This is a genomic window from Streptococcus infantis (assembly GCF_047464415.1).
Classification (GTDB): Bacteria; Bacillota; Bacilli; order Lactobacillales; family Streptococcaceae; genus Streptococcus; species Streptococcus infantis_AE.
The window spans coordinates 108,368-124,757 of the sequence record NZ_JASHBX010000007.1 but is presented as its reverse complement, the minus strand read 5'-3'; the positions used below and the strand labels follow the sequence as shown (position 1 = coordinate 124,757).

Sequence of the window (16,390 nt, the reverse complement as noted above, 5' to 3'; positions counted from 1 at the left end):
GGATAGTTATATTTTTTTGAAATGGCCTGAAGTTGCTCAAACATATCATCAGGAACATTTCTAATTAAAAAATTTTTAGCCATCAATTTCTACCTCACCTTCATACTCTAACCAACGTGAAATATGATCACCATAACAATCCATTTTTTCTTCAAATTCAGAGAGTATCCTTGTCTGTTTTTTCATTTGTTCAAGAACATGGTCAGAAGCTAATTTCATATTTTCCAAATGAGCAACATACAAATCTTGAGCACGATTAAATTTTCCGTACTCAATTTTTTCACGACAAATTGAGAGCAGAAAATCATTAAATGACTTGGCTTTATTTTTATTGGCAAGAGATTTTAGGTAGCTAACCTCTTCCTGTGCTAATCCTCTAATGAGAATGTCCATCTGTATCCTCCATCTTATTATTTATTGTCCCAAAAACAGGACTTCTTTTTTCTTTTGTCGAAGCAAAAGCAAAAAGAAGCAAAAAAGAAAACTTCAACCTCGCAACATCACGAACCGATACGGTTCTATTTTTGCGGTTTTTCAACACACTAACACACACAGAGGGACTAAGGTCCTTTTTTAGTGTGTTGTGGTAGAAAAGAGCATAAGGGAAACTGATATCACGTGCCGTGATATGTTGATAGTATCAACGTTTCCAATGATATCAATTTTCTCGGTTTCACCTACTTACACACACATGCTATACTTACCTTTACACACTTTGTAGGTGTTATACTTACACTGTTTTTCCTTTTTACACACTTTTGCTTACACCGTTTTTGACTTCATTTAGAAGTTCAAAACTCAAAAATTAAGACTGATTTTCAGCTGGAAAGTTTCCTTCTTCACGATTTTTCTTAGCTGCTAAACGTTGTTCTTTTTCATCTTCTTTGATGAGGTTTAATTCCATTTTTAACTCTTCAAGAATTGATTCATACGACTGATTTTTATTTTTCTTCAATTGAATTTGAACATAGATTTTACCAATTTGTTTTTGAAGATTCTCTTCTGCTTCTTTACGTTCCTTTTCCAAAAGGGCAACTCTTTTCTTTGCCTCTTCCAGTTGATTATCAATTTTTGTTAAATCATTTTTAGCCATGATTACTTCTCCTTTTTTCTAATTTCGTATTTCTTATTTCCTTAATTTATTTCCTGCAAAGCTGGTAATTTTTTCTTTTATAATTTGGAAGTTGTTCCACAAATCGCCATCTAATTTTTTCAAATCAATCACATAAACTTCATGATCATTTTTCTTGATGGTTAGTGTGAAAGAACGTTCATCAATTTTAATTTCCTGTAGAACGAGGTACATTGAAGAAAACATTTCTCCTTTATACCCTGGATTACTATGATAGGTTATTCCATATTCATCAATATCCAGCACAACCCATTTCTGTTTTCTAATTAAACCTTTTGTACTTGTGAATACAGTACGATGCTTTCTAACTGGTTGATTTTCCTTTGGTGCTAATTTAAGTTGTTCTTTCATTTTTCTGCCTTTCTTTTTTTGATTGATTCTAGTATAAGAGATAACTGAAAAAAATTTTTTAAAGGGACAATCATAAAAAATAAATCCCCTTAATTCAAAAATTAAGGAGATTTTTGACTACTATTTGTTGGTAAACACAAACTCACCTTTCATAGAAAACGCACTCTTTTTACTTACATCAAATTGAATCAAGCTGAAATAAAGATCATGTTTTTTCCCAAATGGGAAGACACTAAATACTGGATGATACCATTCTTCAATATCTACAAATTCTCTTTCAAGAGGAGCTTCAGAACCATTCCATGATTTTCTATGATAGGAAATACCTGTCCGTTTTTCTCTATTCAAAAAACTTAATTCTACAATATCTTGATAATCCTTTTTCACTGCTCGCTGGTTAATCGTAATCATTCGTTGGTTTGCATCAGCTTCATCAGCATCCGTAAAAAGATTGATTTTAGGAGGTAACTTATCTTTTAATTTTCGGATTCCAAGGTAATCCTTGTTTAAGATATTTTTGAATAGATAACGCTGAAAAAGTTTTGCTTGAAACCACTTCATGAAATAATAAATACCGATACTAAAGATTGTGGCTAAAAGCCAGAACGATGATTCATTCTCTTGAAATGGAAAAACTACTGCTATGGAAAAAATCAAGCCTAACACAACACTTTCAAAAAATGAAAAAATAAATCTCTCAACACCAAAACGCAATTTTGAAAAAGGAACAGCTAGGATAAAAATAATCATTAAAAATCCTAAATAATTTGAACTAATTTCAAGTGCTTCTGATATTATTTTAACCAGAACAGCACACGCTATCATTTCAAACACTAAAGATTGCCATTTAAACATCTGACCAACCAGCCAATTTATTCCACAAATCGCAGATAATTTATATCCCAATTTATCAGTTCCTTTTACCATTTTAATTAAATTTTTCATTTTATTTTATCTCACTTTAATTCATTTCTACAGTTTCAATAGGATTTGAAAATTCAAATGTTCCATCTTTGACTGCCTGTTTTTTCTTATCCAAAGACTCCAATTTAGCCTTCAACTTTTCAATGTTTTTATAGGCTGTTTCGATGGTTCTATTCTTCGTTTCAATGTTTGTATCCAGCGTAGCAATATTCTTTTGATTGGCTTCGAGATCATCACCTGTTAGATATTTTGCTTCCGCTTGAAGACTCGCTTTTCGTGAATTATCATCTTCAATTGATTCCTTTAATTGAGCAATTGAGGTTGTCAATTTTTGAGACTGTTCATTCTGGAAATTGATCTCTTTTTCTATTTCCTGAAGAGTAAATTCTTCTCTGGAGACAACCTCAATAGCTTTAATTTCAAGCTGAGTATTTTGAGGAGTTACAAAGAATTGTACAGTGTCATCTTCTTCAGATTTCTTCTGAGAAACCTTTTTAGAGTCACTAGATGGTGATGAAATATTCACATCAATTGAGCTAGAAGCAACTGTCTGATTTGTCACATCGATCGCAAATGCACCAAAATTTTTCGGAACTCCTTTAATAATAACTGATACTTTATTATCAATGATTGGGACAACATCCATTTCTATTTTTGAGTCTTTATGTTGCGCATAGAGTTTCCATTTCAATCGTTTGGCATCGATGCCCCGATCTATCGAAGTTGTAGCATCTTTCGTCTCAAATTGTAAAACAATAATTCCAGTATCTGGTGAATATTCCTGGCTGACCAGTTTCATCTCACCACTACCATTTGCAAAAACTTGCTTTGTTTTGAGTTGTTCTGAAGTATATGTTTGTCTTTGTGGTGAGAAAATTGCTCCCATCAAAAGGGTCAACCAGGTTACAAACAACATTGAGAAAATAACTAGTTTTCTCTTAATAATATTCTCTTGAAACCAAACTTTAATCTTAATAAATGGTTTCAAAATTGGGCTAGATTTTATCTTTTCAATCCATCGTTTGGATATTTCGATTAAAGTAGACATTTTATTTCTCCTTCCTAATTTTTTCATAATACTGATTTGTTAAAGAGTTTATATCTGTCTTTTTTTCAGTAGCCCAAATTATAAATAATGATAAAGAAAAAACTATAATAGCTACAAAAATAGTTGCAAACATATCTCTCATTGACTCGACACTTCCAAAATAAAATAATTCAAATACTGTCATAAAAGAAACTTCTTTTGCTCCTAATAATTTTAGAAAAGTTGGACTCATATTAACTAAATTTACAATTACATACGCATTAAATCCTAAAAAGAGATTTACTGATACTAAAACTAGCGAAATAAAACCAGATACGCCTCCTAAAATTGCAAAAACTCTATACTTCACATTTATTGCAAACAACATATCAAAAGTTGATACATCGTCGAAACTTTTTTGTTCACTCGATAGCGTGTAATTTTTTATACCTCTTAAATGTTTGTTAGCTCTTTTTTGCTTCAAACTAGATGATTTAGTTCTTCTCATGTCTCTTATATCCTTTCCAAATAAATGAAATCTTACTTTTCGGCCAAACACTTTTTAATAACATTAAGAATGCCAATGGCAGCCTTTTCGTTTTGATTTCATTTCCAAAGTTATCACATATAGTTATCTTGAAGAGCGGTACAAACCAAATCGCAATCAAGACAGTTCCAACCACGCCATGCGCAATAGCATTTAAAATTTGATACATACTACCTCCTTAAATACAGCCTAACTTTTCAGGTGCCAAATCCAATGTTAGCCAAAGAGCTTCATCATGCGAAATATGTGTTAGTTGTCCTCCCTCATCATTAAAACGATGTAGGGTAAACGTTCCATCTGATAATTTTCCTAAAACAACCATTCCTTCATTTGTCCTAGTACGCCACAGTTCCCAATCATTTTGAAAAGCTGTCTCAGCCCATTTACTTAGCTTTACCATTTTAGTCATTTATGGCCTCCTGGATTCCTTTCTCATCGGCTACAATCTTTTCCTCTGAATCTCTTGAAGCATATAGATATTTCTTTATTTTTCCCTTACGAATCTTGATGATAGTTGCAGCTTTTTCAACCTGGTATTTTTCTACCAACTTTTGACCTTCTTCTGTCTGAATATCAATATAAAATGTAGGATAAGAACCTTTATTGGCTGCATCTACAACTACACTTTTTCCAACCTGACAGTAAGGACAATCTTTTTTATAAAATACTAGATTTACATTTTGATCAAGTACAGTATTCTGGTATTCCTTCTGAGTAAGATGAGGATCATAATCTAAGATAAAATGATCTTTATACATCCTATATCCTCCTAGAACTGCGAGACTCACAAATAAAATAACTAGAATAGCACCTACAGCTAATTTAATGTGTCTAAAAAGCTCTTTCATACTACTTCCTCCTCATCCATAAAATCAAATATAGAACCTTGAACATAATCAATCTTGACCAATTCTTTTATTTCTGATTTTAAGTTAGTGAACGTTGTCATCACTTCCTGAAAGAGCAAAGGATCAAATTCCTCGGAATCCAATACACGGACAATTGGTAACATTGGATAGTGATCTCTCAACTCCTCCTGCAGATAATCTGAAATCATTTTATCATTCGAGATAACACTATCTACTCTAATAATCGCTGGAATGCTAGTAATACTCTCCTCGTTTTGATAAAAAGTTAAAGCTACATCCCCTGCAGAAATAGACTCAAATTTTAAGTTATCCGATGAAAGTTTGAAATAATAAGCAAATGGTTCTTGTCCAACTCCTGTTAGGTAGTATCCACGGATAATTTTGAATAACTCTGACATCGACCTGTCTCCTTCCTAACAAACTTTTAGAAGTCTAAACGGAGCTTGATAAACATCAGGGTAGTGAATCAATCTCTTTTTTCTCTGCTCAGGAAGTGGTTTACGATAATGTTTTTGAAGATACTGAAAAGCTAGTCCCAATGTATCAAAAACTAAAACTTTATTCTCCCCATTACAAATATAGTCACCTAATTCAAAACTAAAAATTACATACTTCATTCTTATTCTCACTTTCTATTTTGGGCAATCATTGCCAGCTGATCTGTCTCTAATTCAGAATCATATCCGTTTTCTAAACGAACTCGTTTACGAATCCCTATAAGTGAGAGAATTATTAAAACTCCTCCAACAAATATAAGGCTAAAGAATCCAACTAAAATTAAAATCATATCATTCCTCCATCAATTTCCAATTCTATGTCAATAATCATAGATATAATGTAAAGGCAGTTTGCGGGTTTTTAAAATTATCCAATATCAAGCTCAAATAGAGATAGTTGTTGTGTTTGTTTAAAGGCATCTTTAACCCTTTCTATCACTCTCTGAGTGAACTCTAAGCTTTCTTCAAAGAAAGCAGCAATGTTGGCCATATAAGCCTCCTGACGTTCTTTCTTTACCTGGATAAGGGAAAGTAAGATTGCTTTGATAGAGGCTAATCTGATGCCTCCTCCACGGCCGTGTTTGACTGTGAAGAAGATCTTTTGTTCTATTTTGAGAACCTTTAATACTTTGTCTAATGAACGCTCAGGAATGTTCAACTTCTCTCGTATCTCTTTTTTCGTCGTCTGGATAAATGGATCTTCGGATTGATAGAAACCTTCTAAATAGTCCATTACATCTGTTTTCCATTCGTGCATGTGACTATTCTTTCTATTCGCACGCTTCTTCTTAAACTTGTACCAACGTTGCTTCACAAAGAGATCTGAGGCCTTGAGTTCCTGATTGACCCATGCTTTACATAAAGTCATTACATAGTCACGACTAGCAGCTTCATATTTTCCTGAGTAGGCGCTTTTGATAATCTTATGATATTCAGCTGAAGAGAGTGGTTCGTCTAGATTTGCATTAAAACTAGAAAGAACTTCCTCACATTCTTCCTGATCGATTCCTGAAGAGAAGTTGGCTAGAGCCAGCGTAAAAAGAACATTGTTTCTTCCCATCAAGGCTTTTCCACCTTTGATATTCCCCTCTCTCATCAGTAATTGATACCAGGGTTCATCAATCTGTTTCACCCCTTCAGAACCTGAAATAACCGTCAAATTGGGCTTTTTACTTGGGAAAGGAAGTTCTGATTGCTTCATCGACCAATCTAACCACTCTTGGAACGAATAGGTATAGTCAGCTTCAAAAAATTCAACATTATCAGTTCGAGGAATCCGAGCAATTCCAAAATGGTTACAGGTCATATCTACTGGTAAAGTTTGAGCAAAGTAATTTCTCAAATTTTGAGAGATAGCTTTAGCCACCTTTACCACTCGAAATTGAGAATGAGCTGTAACGTAGGCCGATTCTGATAAGACAAAATATGCTTGAAATCCTTTATCAGATTTTAGAATCAACGTCGGCATAAAACCTAGATCCAAGGAAGCAGTTAAAATATCTCCTGTCGTCATTTCTTCAGCTGCAGAGGTAATATCGAAGTCAATGTAGAATGTGTTAATCTGTCTAAGATTATCCTCAGAGTGACCACGTGTAATCCGTCGACCAGCATCGCTATAGCTTCCATAGCAATATACGTTAGGAGTCCAGTGTGTAAACTGATCCTGGTTCTCCAACAATGATTCGACAGATGTTAAAACAACACCACGTGCTTTCACCATATTTGCTTTTGAACGATAAGCAAATACAGACCCTCGTCTTCCTTCTTCAGCTGAAGAGATGAGCTGTAGATGGCTATTCTTAAATTTTTGTGTTCTTAATCCGTCTTTTGTGATGGTGGATAAGCATTTTAATAAATCAATCTTTTTCATATTTTTTAATTTCTACAAATCAACTATAAGAATCTCTTGTTTTTTTAATCCACAAAATGGACAATACCCATATTCAGTAGTACTAGTATTGTGCTGATTCTCAACACTCACTTCTGCTATCCAGAAATACTCTTTTCTACAAGATGTTTTAATTGGAATTAAATCAATTTCATCCCTCTCCACCTTTGTTTCGTTTTGTAATAGTTCATCTAGAAGACGTTCCCAAGTACAAACACGCTCCTTTAATACTGCTTCTTTCATGATAATTACTCCTTATTGATTCTCATACTTTTAGGTAACTTTTTGCTCGGTAAACAGTAACCTTCAGATAAGTCTCTTTTGCTATAAAATTCAGGACTATTTGTCATTATGTGATCACTTCTTCTCCATCCTCGACGAAGTTGCTTGTAAGATAAAGAAACACGCTTCTCAATCTCTTTAAAACTAAATCCTAACTTTAAGTAGGTTGTTATAATAGTAGTAGCATGTTCTTTGGACTCTTCGCTTCTTGTTCTTCGCTGAAAGTTAATCTGTTTATCTTCTTCATTTAATGCTATCTGATAGGCAATAAACAACTTCCGCATTTCCATAATTTTATGTTGCCAGGCTAAGCTATATGGTTGTCCTGAATATCGATTCACTAAGTCCTTTACGGGTTCTTTAAATTTCAGCTGAAGAGGATCAAACTCCCCAAGATCTGAGAATGGATCAATGAAACCTAATGGTTCGCTTTGAATTAATTCATTGTATAGCGCTTCTCTGTCCATCCTGATTATCTCCTTCTGTCAAATGCACGTCATTGAGTCAAACAAACTTAATTGGATGGGTGTAGGTGCTTGTTCGCTGTTTCCATTTTTATCATGATCGATAACGTCAAAGATTTCTAACGTATCTAAATTCATTACAATCTCTAATCCTACCATCGTCGAACTCCTTTCAAATAGAATTTTAAGCGAACAAAAAAGAGAACAGATTTCTCTGTTCTCCTAAAAATATTGAATTATCTGATTTTCTAAAAACTCTTACCACTTACCTAGTATCCGAAGAACTTTAAAGCCAAGACTCACAATCAAGCCGATAGAATACTCTCAAGTTTAGCGACTCTGTGATTGTTGAGTTGTTTGGTTTTGATTACCCTGTTCCTCTTGTTTTTTCTTTTCTTCTTCCAGCTTTTTCTTCTCCTCTTCTTTGGCCTTGATTCTTTCTTCCTCAAGTGCCTTATCCGCCAAACTATAACTATAGATCCCAACTTCCATATCAATACCGCTTGGCACTGTTAATTGAGGTTTAATCTTGCTATAGTAAGGCAATTTTTTACCTAGTTCTGATAACGGAACCAAAACCTCATCCGTATCATACATGGTAATTTTGAGCAGATCACTTGTTACACTAGTTGGAGCCAACTCAATCGTTTTGATAGCTTGCTTAATCTCTGGACTGACTTCAGCCAGTTGTTCAATCAAGGTTTTGACTTGCTGCTCATCGTTAAAGAGTACAGACATATAGGTTTCAGGAAGACTGACTAGACTAACTGGACTAGTTTCCACCGTACCACTAGAAAGAATCGGATAATGATCCTCTCCAGAAACATAATAGGCTACAATCCCGTATTCCTTGACCTGGATGGTAAAATTGGTCGGGAATTGATAGTGAATGCTCGCAGATTCAATCCAGTGATTGGACTTAATCATCTCAGCATGTTTGTCTTTATTGAGGAGTAGATCAAAGGTATAGTCACTATCACGAATCCCTGAAGCCTCTTTGATTTGGTCTGCATTGGTCTCTACCGTACCAGTAACCTCTATGTTTTTCAAAGTTGAGTATGGCGTCAAAAGATAGATGGAAAAGAACAAGACAAGCAAACTTGGGATTAGAATCGTAACAGCACGCCAGATATGAACACTTGGAATAGAAGGCTTAGCAATCTTTTTCTTAGACTTAGATCTCTTTTCTTCTACTTTTGTTTCTTCAGATTTTTCTTCAGATGTTTCGTCCTCTTCTTCTACTAGTTCTGTTTCAGTAGATTCCTCCTCATTCTCAGGAGAGGACTGGTCTTCTGCACTTTCCTTCTGCTCTTCAGGATTAGAATCTGAATCCTCTTCTGACTCAGTATCTTCAGATAAGTCTGACTCTTGTTCTTCCTTGGTCTCTTCTTCAGCCTTTTTGCGCAGATATTCACGGTTCTGCTTCTGCCACTCTGATAAGGTGGCTTCTTCTTCTAGAGCTTTTGCCGCTTCTTTTTTATTGGTATCTGCTTGGGCCTTTTCTTTGGCTAGTTGAGCCTCTTCTTCAGCCTTTTTTTGAAGATATTCTTGATTTCGTTTTTGCCACTCTGACAATTCCTTGCCTTGTGTTGGCTCTTGTTTCTTATCCTTTGACATCGATTTTCCTTATGATAGATCTTTTTTTAGTAGCGCATAAAAATCCGCCACAGATTTTAATTCATGAGAATTCTTCATCGTACTCTGGTAGTCTTCTTTGTGAGTCAAAAGCTTGCTTACTTTTTCTTCTAAAGTAGACAAGGTCAAATCGCTCTCTTGCAACTCCTCTGCATAGCCTTTTTTCACGAAATAAGCTGCATTTTCAATCTGGTCTCCACGACTAGCTTCACGCCCCAGCGGCACAATGACATGCAATTTAGCCATAGCAAGGAGCTCAAAAATGGTATTGGCACCACCACGAGTGATGACCACATCAGCCAGATTCATGAGTGGTTGATAGAGTTCCGTCGCATAGTCAACACGGTAGAGGTTTGGACTTAGTTCATTTAAACTAGCATCACCTGTCAGGTTGATGATATTGTAGCGACTAGTCAGTTCTTCCTTGTGGTCTGTAACTAATTGGTTAAAGACACGCGCACCAGCAGAACCACCGACGAAAAGAAGGGTTGGTAACTTGTCGTTGAAAGAAGTTCGGATATCCACCATTTCTTCAGGTTCTTCCATAACTGGACCAGAAACCTTGGTCACAGCTCCTACATGTTCTACCTTAGTGAGACTAGACGCTTGCTCGAAAGTAGAGTACATCTTAGTCGCAAACTTATAGGCAATTTTATTAGCCAATCCCATAGAGAGGTCAGACTCGTGGATGAAGACTGGTACTCTGCATACTCGCGCTGCGATAACAGGCGGAACAGATACAAATCCACCCTTAGAAAAGAGGGCTTGTGGACGAACACGTAGCATGATAAAGAGCGATTGAAGAATTCCAAAAGCAACCTTAAAGACGTCAACCATATTTTGCCATGAGAAATAACGACGTAATTTCCCTGTTGCAATCGAATGGAAAGTGACATCTAGACCTGACTTGAGGATTTCATGGTGCTCAATCCCATTTTTATCACCAATATAGTGGACTTCCCAGCCATCTTCGATGAACTTAGGCATTAATAAAAGGTTGAGGGTAACGTGTCCAACCGTTCCCCCACCAGTAAATACTATTTTTTTCATATTATCCCTTTAACTCCGCTACAGTGTCGATGAAAAGATCTCCACGTACTTCAAAGTTAGCATACATATCCCAGCTAGCATTAGCAGGACTGAGGAGAACCACATCTCCTTCTTCTGCAAGTTCATAAGCCTTGCGAGTTGCATCTGCAATATCTGTTGCATCGACATAAGTCACACCTGCCTTATCGGCTGCACGTTTGACACGTTCTGCAGACTGTCCGAGAATGACCATTTTCTTAAGTCCAGTAATATCTGGCACCAATTCGTCAAACTCGTTACCACGGTCCAAACCACCAGCTATCAAGATAACCTTGCCATTATCAAATCCTGACAAGGCTTTTTGAGTTGCCAAGATATTGGTTGACTTACTATCGTTGTAGAATTTCACCCCATTGATTTCGTCTACAAACTGGAGACGGTGTTTAACGCCACCAAAGGCTGACAAGGTTTCCTTAATGGTTTCATTGTCAACACCACGAAGTTTAGCAACGGCAATGGTTGCAAGAGCATTCTCCACATTGTGGCTACCTGGAACACCGATTTCATCAGCTGCCATGACTTTTTCACCACGGAAGTAGAGAAGACCATCTTCGAGGTAAGCTCCGTCAACCTTTTCAAGTGTTGAGAATGGTACTACAGTAGCATTTGTCTTTGTCGCAAGTTCTTTAGCTAATTCCTGGTTGAAGTTCAATACTAGGTAATCAGCTGCTGTCATATTATTTTGGATATTCCACTTAGCTGCCACATAGTCCTCAAAAGAACCGTGATAGTCAATATGGGTTGGCATAAGGTTGGTGATAACAGCAATTTCAGGATGGAATTCCTGGATTCCCATTAATTGGAAAGAGGATAGCTCCATGACAAGGGTGTCCTTATCTGTCGCTGTCTGAGCCACCTGACTAGCAGGATAACCGATGTTCCCTGATAAGAGACCATTTTGCCCCGCAGCAGTCAGAACTTCTCCAATCATGGTTGTAGTTGTAGTCTTACCATTAGAACCAGTAATACCAACAATCGGTGCCTCTGAAACCAAATAAGCCAACTCAACCTCAGTCAAGACTGGAATGCCTTTTTCTAGTGCTTTTTCAATCATTGGATTGCTATAAGGAATTCCTGGATTTTTTACCATAAGTGCAAAATCTTCATCCAATAATTCCAAAGGATGTCCACCAGTGACAACCTTGATGCCCTCTTCCAAGAGACTTTGCGCAGCTGGGTTTTCTTCAAAAGGCTTGCCATCATTCACTGTCACAATGGCACCTAGCTTATCCAAGAGACGAGCTGCAGATTCACCAGATTTAGCCAAACCTAGGACTAATACTTTCTTATTTTCAAATTGATCAATTCGTTTCATATCTAGAACTCCATTTCTACTCTTACTATTTTACCATTTTTATGAAAATAAAAAAGCCACAAAGGGCTTTCTTATTTGTTTTTGTCCTCGATCAACTATTCTACAGACTTGAGGGCTTCAAGCATATCTACCTTTCGGAGATAATGATTGACAAAAACTCCTAGGATGGTCAAAATGACACTGACAGCTAGAACTGGAATGAGATAAACTTCCCAGCCGACCTTTGGTTGAAAACGGAAGGTACCGGGTGCAATCATCTGAATGAGAAATTGATGGAGATAAAAGCCTGATACCAATCCTACAATCATTCCAATTAGTGACAATATGATGGTCTCCCGATAGATATAAAGGGTCACTTCTTTGTTATGAAAACCAAGAACCTTGATGGTTGAAAGTTCCCGAATCCGTTCAGCAACATTGATATTGGTCAAATTATAAAGAATCACAATGGCTAGTAGCACCGATACCAGCACCAAAATCGCCATGGTGTGATTCAGAGAATTGGCAAAACTTTCAAAGAGCTGAATGGTGGAGGCGTTTTGAACGAGGCCACTGACAGCTGCTTGCTCCATAAATTCTCCTGCGACTCTTTCGGTATTGACTTCACTTTTATCCTTGAGTTGGACCAAATATGTATTCATCTTGGGTGCTTGACCGTATATCTCCTCATAGGTTGCCTGATTCATATAGACAAAATGGCCCACATAGTGCTCGGTAATAGCACCTACTTTAAAGGTTTTCCCATCTATTGTAAAATTGTCACCAACAGAAACTCCTGCCAACTGGGCCAATTTTTCTGTCAAGACAACTCCATTAGATAAGCTCAGTTTTTCCCCATTTTTTTCTAGGAGGACAAAGGGAGCTAGGTCATCTTGATCCGTCACCATCATGGTCACGGTCTGAACGCCAGCCTTACCGGCATAGTCTTCCTCAATCTGTTTGGAAGAAATAAAACGATAGTTTTCAACTTCATCACTTTTCAGTTTTTCCTCTAGCTTAGCCTTGTCAGAATCAGAAGCTCGAGAATTGACAGAGAGAACCATCTGGTATTGTTGCAGATCCTTAAACTGCCTGTCTGCCACGCCAACCACAGAGGATTGAATCCCAAGCCCTGCAAAGAGGAGGGCTACTGAACCAGCAACTCCAAAAATGGTCATCAGCATACGCTGTTTATAACGGAAAATGTTGCGGGCTGTCACTTTCTGAGTAAAACTCAAGCGTGACCAGATAAAGGTTATGCGCTCCAAGAGAATTTTAGAACCCTTGACTGGTGGCTTAGGTAGTAATAATTGCGCTGCTTCTTCATGCAATTCTCTGCGAGATACAAGGTAGGCAGGTAGGACACTAGCCACTAAGCTTAGAGTCAGAGCTAAACAACTATAGGTCCAGTAGAAATACTGCTGACTCTCTCCAACAATCATTCGCTCAGTGATAATATGAGAGATTGTAGGTGCCAAGACGTAATGCCCAAGCAAGATTCCTAGAAGGGTTCCAAGAGTTCCAGCAACCAGGCCGTAAATCACAAACTTAGCAATGATATCCTTGCTATGGTATCCTAGAGCTTTGAAAATCCCTGCATTGGTTCTTTCCTCGTCTACAAATCGTGTCATGGTGGTAAAGGTAACCATGGCTGCAACGGCATAGAGAACAACTGGAAAGATATTCCCTACGGCACGAATACTCATAGCCGAGTTACTATACATGAGATAACCTTGACCAGTAGGAGAACTCTTGCGATTGTAGACATGATAGGTTGGCTCTGTTAGAGCCTTGACCTCATCCTGACTGGTCTGCCACTTAGCCTTTTCCTTAGTAAGATCTGTTTCGGCTTGGCTCAGCTTTTCCCTTTCTTGCTTTAGTTGTTCTTTTGTTTCTCCTAACTGACTAGATGCTTGACTTTTTTGTGGTTCTGGTAGTTGGCTCACTTGATTTTCTTGAGCTTGTAGACGCGTTTCGATTTCCTGTAGACGTTTCTTGCCAGCTGTCAAGTTGCTTTCAGCCTCGTCTAGCTGTTTCTTGCCCTCATCAAGGGACTCTTGAGCGTCCTTTTTCATTTTTTCTAGCCGCGCTTGACCATTATCAGCAACTAGGTCTTTGAGAGTTCCCTCTTCTTCCTCTTGCTTCTTTTCGTAATCGCTTGAAAAAGGATTGACATCTGTTAGACTAGCAAAACGCAGGCGGGCAATCGTGTAAACAAAGCTCTTAAAGTTATCTTTTGTTACGACACCATAGGCTGCTAGATTCCCATTACCACTGGCTGAACTCCCCATATCCGTTTTTGAGAAAATATCTGGAGAGTGGACGAAGCCTGTAATGGTATAACTATCCCGCTTCAACTGAGAATTACTGCCCTTCTTTTGGCTCAACTGAATGACTTGACCAATCTGATAACGATCTTTCCAAAAATCCGCCAAGGCCAATTCATCTTCTTTTTCAGGCAAACGACCTTCCGTTACTTGAAATTTTGAAATCTTTTCAGTATTTGAAAAGATTCGTATGGCATCTTCACTATTTGCCAGAGTAAAATCTGTCATATAACCAAATTCAACATCTGCTCCCGATAGAGTTTGCAATTCTTCCTGGTCTGCCTGATCTAGACCATAATCTGCTATGACGGTCATATCTGCCACATTAGTATCTTTCAGATAAGCCCAAGCTGTTCGCTCCATATTAGGACTAGCAACCTTGAGACCAACCACGGCTAAAGAACCTAACATCATTAGAGTTAGGATGGATAAAAATCGTCCCTTTGAACCTGTGAAAGACTGGAGCAGGTCTTTCCAATATGTCTTTCTTTTCATCTTAGTACTCCAAATCATCAATATCCTGTGGTTGAGGATTGAGGACAACACTCTTGACACTGGCATCATGCATCTGAATCACCCGATCAGCTATTGGAGCTAGGGAGGCATTATGGGTCACGATGATAACGGTGGCCCCCTTCTTACGTGACATATCTTGAAGAATCTTTAGAACCTGCTTACCAGTCTGGTAATCCAAAGCTCCCGTTGGTTCATCACAAAGGAGAATTTTAGGATTTTTAGCCACGGCTCGAGCAATGGATACCCGTTGTTGCTCACCGCCTGACAGCTGAGCTGGAAAGTTATTAAGACGGTGCCCTAATCCAACATCCTTGAGAACCTGCTCAGGATCCAAGGCATCGGCAACAATTTCTGAAGCTAGCTCAACATTTTCCTTGGCAGTCAAGTTAGAAACCAAGTTGTAAAATTGAAAGACAAAGCCAACGTCATCTCTACGATAGTTAGTTCTCTGATGAGAAGTGAAATTCGAGATATTGGTCCCATCAATCCAGACTTGCCCTTCATCATTTGTATCCATACCACCAAGAATATTTAAAACGGTTGACTTCCCTGCTCCAGATGACCCAAGGATAATGACTAGTTCTCCCTTTTCAATCTCGAAGTTGACATCCCGATTGGCTACAATTTCTGTATCACCAGTATGATACCTCTTATAGCTGTTTTTCATTTCAATATAAGCCATCCTATCTCCTACTCTTCTATCCCTATTTTCATCTTTATTATAACTCTTTTGTGGAGAGAAAGAAAGCTTATCCCTGTAGACTTTAGAGAGATTTTCAAAGTCCTCAGATGCGCTGAATTCAAGTCAGTATAGCCATGCCTTACTCACCATGTTTCTGAGACAATTCCTCTAGTTTGTTATTTTAGTTTTTTGTCGAATATCATCTCTGGTCTTCTTTTGCAATTGCTTCATGAGAAAAAAAGCGAACAAGACCAGATTCTGTTTATCAGAAAACTAGTTTTGTCCGCTTTTTATGATCGAGATTAGTCTCTTAGTCCAATCTCTATGACTTAGATGCTATAACATCATCTTATTCGTCTTCTTTTTTCTTTCCCATTGCAAAGAGACCAAGTAGTGCTCCTACAACACCTGCTGTTGCAAGGGTTGCATTTTCTTTTGTACCTGTTTCAGGGAGGATATTTTGATGACTTGCAGGCGCTTGGTAGGTCTTGTCTTGTGACATAGCAAGAGCTACTTGTGACTGCTCATCTCTGTATGCTGGTGTTTCACCTGTAGTTGGGGCTGAACCATTCACACGTCCAGTAAATTCTGGAACTTGGTGACTAGTCCCTTCTCCACCAGGAACGCCACCTTCAAAGTGTGGAACTTGATGGGTAGTTCCTTCTGAACCATTTACATGACCAGTATACTCTGGTACTTCATGAACAGCTGCTTCTGCCCCATTGACACCGCCTGTAAATTCTGGTACTTCTACTACTGGTGCTGCTTCATCGCCTGCTGTGCCAATGACTCCTGGGTACTCTGGGACTTCATGAACAGCTGCTTCTGCTCCATTGACACCACCTGTAAATTCTGGAACCTCATGG

At 37.8% G+C, this 16,390-nt stretch carries 21 protein-coding genes and 1 pseudogene; all 22 read right to left on the bottom strand.

Translation table 11 applies throughout. From position 1 onward, the window contains the following. Positions 1-75: 75 nt before the first annotated feature. Positions 76-393 (bottom strand): hypothetical protein, encoded by a 318-nt coding sequence (locus QM460_RS05775; protein WP_414289508.1) that lies wholly within the window; start codon positions 391-393, stop codon positions 76-78. 412 nt (positions 394-805) lie between these two features. Then, complete coding sequence (locus QM460_RS05770) at positions 806-1,093, bottom strand: hypothetical protein (RefSeq protein ID WP_049550500.1); 288 nt, start codon at positions 1,091-1,093, stop codon at positions 806-808. Between the two features lie 33 nt (positions 1,094-1,126). Next, positions 1,127-1,483, bottom strand: coding sequence for a hypothetical protein (locus QM460_RS05765; RefSeq protein WP_414289507.1), 357 nt, complete (start codon positions 1,481-1,483; stop codon positions 1,127-1,129). Between the two features lie 120 nt (positions 1,484-1,603). Continuing rightward, complete coding sequence (locus QM460_RS05760; RefSeq protein WP_414289506.1) at positions 1,604-2,428, bottom strand: hypothetical protein; 825 nt, start codon at positions 2,426-2,428, stop codon at positions 1,604-1,606. 16 nt (positions 2,429-2,444) lie between these two features. After that, positions 2,445-3,455: a hypothetical protein gene (locus QM460_RS05755; RefSeq protein ID WP_414289510.1), complete on the bottom strand. Its 1,011-nt coding sequence runs from the start codon at positions 3,453-3,455 to the stop codon at positions 2,445-2,447. Between the two features lies 1 nt (position 3,456). After that, positions 3,457-3,942 (bottom strand): hypothetical protein, encoded by a 486-nt coding sequence (locus QM460_RS05750; protein ID WP_414289505.1) that lies wholly within the window; start codon positions 3,940-3,942, stop codon positions 3,457-3,459. Continuing rightward, positions 3,929-4,150: a multidrug transporter MATE gene (locus QM460_RS05745; protein WP_414289504.1), complete on the bottom strand. Its 222-nt coding sequence runs from the start codon at positions 4,148-4,150 to the stop codon at positions 3,929-3,931. The genes QM460_RS05750 and QM460_RS05745 overlap by 14 nt, the downstream gene beginning before the upstream one ends. A 9-nt stretch (positions 4,151-4,159) precedes the next feature. Further along, entirely contained in the window at positions 4,160-4,390 is a 231-nt protein-coding gene (locus QM460_RS05740) for a hypothetical protein (protein ID WP_414289503.1), read from the bottom strand. After that, positions 4,383-4,829, bottom strand: coding sequence for a thioredoxin domain-containing protein (locus QM460_RS05735; protein WP_414289502.1), 447 nt, complete (start codon positions 4,827-4,829; stop codon positions 4,383-4,385). Before QM460_RS05735 ends, QM460_RS05740 begins: the two co-directional genes overlap by 8 nt. Further along, positions 4,826-5,248 carry a hypothetical protein gene (locus QM460_RS05730; protein WP_414289501.1) on the bottom strand — a complete coding sequence of 141 codons (423 nt, stop codon included), beginning with the start codon at positions 5,246-5,248 and terminating at the stop codon, positions 4,826-4,828. The genes QM460_RS05735 and QM460_RS05730 overlap by 4 nt, the downstream gene beginning before the upstream one ends. 15 nt (positions 5,249-5,263) lie before the next feature. Next, positions 5,264-5,467, bottom strand: coding sequence for a hypothetical protein (locus tag QM460_RS05725; protein ID WP_000878299.1), 204 nt, complete (start codon positions 5,465-5,467; stop codon positions 5,264-5,266). A gap of 8 nt (positions 5,468-5,475) precedes the next feature. After that, positions 5,476-5,637 carry a hypothetical protein gene (locus QM460_RS05720; RefSeq protein WP_000600807.1) on the bottom strand — a complete coding sequence of 54 codons (162 nt, stop codon included), beginning with the start codon at positions 5,635-5,637 and terminating at the stop codon, positions 5,476-5,478. Between the two features lie 77 nt (positions 5,638-5,714). Beyond that, complete coding sequence (locus tag QM460_RS05715; protein ID WP_414289500.1) at positions 5,715-7,217, bottom strand: primase C-terminal domain-containing protein; 1,503 nt, start codon at positions 7,215-7,217, stop codon at positions 5,715-5,717. A gap of 12 nt (positions 7,218-7,229) precedes the next feature. Then, entirely contained in the window at positions 7,230-7,478 is a 249-nt protein-coding gene (locus tag QM460_RS05710; RefSeq protein ID WP_049536849.1) for a hypothetical protein, read from the bottom strand. 5 nt (positions 7,479-7,483) lie between these two features. After that, positions 7,484-7,984 carry a modification methylase Sau96I gene (locus tag QM460_RS05705; protein ID WP_414289499.1) on the bottom strand — a complete coding sequence of 167 codons (501 nt, stop codon included), beginning with the start codon at positions 7,982-7,984 and terminating at the stop codon, positions 7,484-7,486. Between the two features lie 18 nt (positions 7,985-8,002). Further along, the gene (locus QM460_RS05700) at positions 8,003-8,140 is read right to left on the bottom strand and encodes a hypothetical protein (RefSeq protein ID WP_414289498.1); all 138 of its coding nucleotides are present in this window, start codon (positions 8,138-8,140) and stop codon (positions 8,003-8,005) included. 171 nt (positions 8,141-8,311) lie between these two features. After that, positions 8,312-9,598: a cell division protein FtsQ/DivIB gene (locus QM460_RS05695; RefSeq protein WP_414289497.1), complete on the bottom strand. Its 1,287-nt coding sequence runs from the start codon at positions 9,596-9,598 to the stop codon at positions 8,312-8,314. A gap of 9 nt (positions 9,599-9,607) precedes the next feature. Then, positions 9,608-10,666, bottom strand: coding sequence for a UDP-N-acetylglucosamine--N-acetylmuramyl-(pentapeptide) pyrophosphoryl-undecaprenol N-acetylglucosamine transferase (locus QM460_RS05690; RefSeq protein WP_414289496.1), 1,059 nt, complete (start codon positions 10,664-10,666; stop codon positions 9,608-9,610). A 1-nt stretch (position 10,667) separates the two neighbouring features. Continuing rightward, complete coding sequence (murD, locus tag QM460_RS05685) at positions 10,668-12,020, bottom strand: UDP-N-acetylmuramoyl-L-alanine--D-glutamate ligase (RefSeq protein ID WP_414289495.1); 1,353 nt, start codon at positions 12,018-12,020, stop codon at positions 10,668-10,670. A 95-nt stretch (positions 12,021-12,115) separates the two neighbouring features. Continuing rightward, the gene (locus tag QM460_RS05680; RefSeq protein ID WP_000824283.1) at positions 12,116-14,821 is read right to left on the bottom strand and encodes an ABC transporter permease; all 2,706 of its coding nucleotides are present in this window, start codon (positions 14,819-14,821) and stop codon (positions 12,116-12,118) included. Position 14,822: 1 nt separating this feature from the next. Further along, positions 14,823-15,524: an ABC transporter ATP-binding protein gene (locus QM460_RS05675; RefSeq protein ID WP_000323392.1), complete on the bottom strand. Its 702-nt coding sequence runs from the start codon at positions 15,522-15,524 to the stop codon at positions 14,823-14,825. Between the two features lie 349 nt (positions 15,525-15,873). Further along, positions 15,874-16,386: pseudogene (locus QM460_RS05670) on the bottom strand (SIALI-17 repeat-containing surface protein); the annotation flags it as partial. Positions 16,387-16,390 lie beyond the last annotated feature (4 nt).

Excerpts from the sequence above, each read along its gene's own strand:
- QM460_RS05770 (WP_049550500.1), bottom strand. The coding sequence starts at position 1,093 with ATGGCTAAAAATGATTTAACAAAAATTGATAATCAACTGGAAGAGGCA.
- QM460_RS05750 (WP_414289505.1), bottom strand. The coding sequence starts at position 3,942 with ATGAGAAGAACTAAATCATCTAGTTTGAAGCAAAAAAGAGCTAACAAA.
- QM460_RS05715 (WP_414289500.1), bottom strand. The coding sequence starts at position 7,217 with ATGAAAAAGATTGATTTATTAAAATGCTTATCCACCATCACAAAAGAC.
- QM460_RS05695 (WP_414289497.1), bottom strand. The coding sequence starts at position 9,598 with ATGTCAAAGGATAAGAAACAAGAGCCAACACAAGGCAAGGAATTGTCA.
- QM460_RS05700 (WP_414289498.1), bottom strand. The coding sequence starts at position 8,140 with ATGGTAGGATTAGAGATTGTAATGAATTTAGATACGTTAGAAATCTTT.
- QM460_RS05675 (WP_000323392.1), bottom strand. The coding sequence starts at position 15,524 with ATGGCTTATATTGAAATGAAAAACAGCTATAAGAGGTATCATACTGGT.
- QM460_RS05690 (WP_414289496.1), bottom strand. The coding sequence starts at position 10,666 with ATGAAAAAAATAGTATTTACTGGTGGGGGAACGGTTGGACACGTTACC.
- QM460_RS05765 (WP_414289507.1), bottom strand. The coding sequence starts at position 1,483 with ATGAAAGAACAACTTAAATTAGCACCAAAGGAAAATCAACCAGTTAGA.
- QM460_RS05725 (WP_000878299.1), bottom strand. The coding sequence starts at position 5,467 with ATGAAGTATGTAATTTTTAGTTTTGAATTAGGTGACTATATTTGTAAT.
- murD (WP_414289495.1), bottom strand. The coding sequence starts at position 12,020 with ATGAAACGAATTGATCAATTTGAAAATAAGAAAGTATTAGTCCTAGGT.
- QM460_RS05680 (WP_000824283.1), bottom strand. The coding sequence starts at position 14,821 with ATGAAAAGAAAGACATATTGGAAAGACCTGCTCCAGTCTTTCACAGGT.
- QM460_RS05775 (WP_414289508.1), bottom strand. The coding sequence starts at position 393 with ATGGACATTCTCATTAGAGGATTAGCACAGGAAGAGGTTAGCTACCTA.
- QM460_RS05760 (WP_414289506.1), bottom strand. The coding sequence starts at position 2,428 with ATGAAAAATTTAATTAAAATGGTAAAAGGAACTGATAAATTGGGATAT.
- QM460_RS05730 (WP_414289501.1), bottom strand. The coding sequence starts at position 5,248 with ATGTCAGAGTTATTCAAAATTATCCGTGGATACTACCTAACAGGAGTT.
- QM460_RS05710 (WP_049536849.1), bottom strand. The coding sequence starts at position 7,478 with ATGAAAGAAGCAGTATTAAAGGAGCGTGTTTGTACTTGGGAACGTCTT.
- QM460_RS05720 (WP_000600807.1), bottom strand. The coding sequence starts at position 5,637 with ATGATTTTAATTTTAGTTGGATTCTTTAGCCTTATATTTGTTGGAGGA.
- QM460_RS05755 (WP_414289510.1), bottom strand. The coding sequence starts at position 3,455 with ATGTCTACTTTAATCGAAATATCCAAACGATGGATTGAAAAGATAAAA.
- QM460_RS05705 (WP_414289499.1), bottom strand. The coding sequence starts at position 7,984 with ATGGACAGAGAAGCGCTATACAATGAATTAATTCAAAGCGAACCATTA.
- QM460_RS05740 (WP_414289503.1), bottom strand. The coding sequence starts at position 4,390 with ATGACTAAAATGGTAAAGCTAAGTAAATGGGCTGAGACAGCTTTTCAA.
- QM460_RS05735 (WP_414289502.1), bottom strand. The coding sequence starts at position 4,829 with ATGAAAGAGCTTTTTAGACACATTAAATTAGCTGTAGGTGCTATTCTA.
- QM460_RS05745 (WP_414289504.1), bottom strand. The coding sequence starts at position 4,150 with ATGTATCAAATTTTAAATGCTATTGCGCATGGCGTGGTTGGAACTGTC.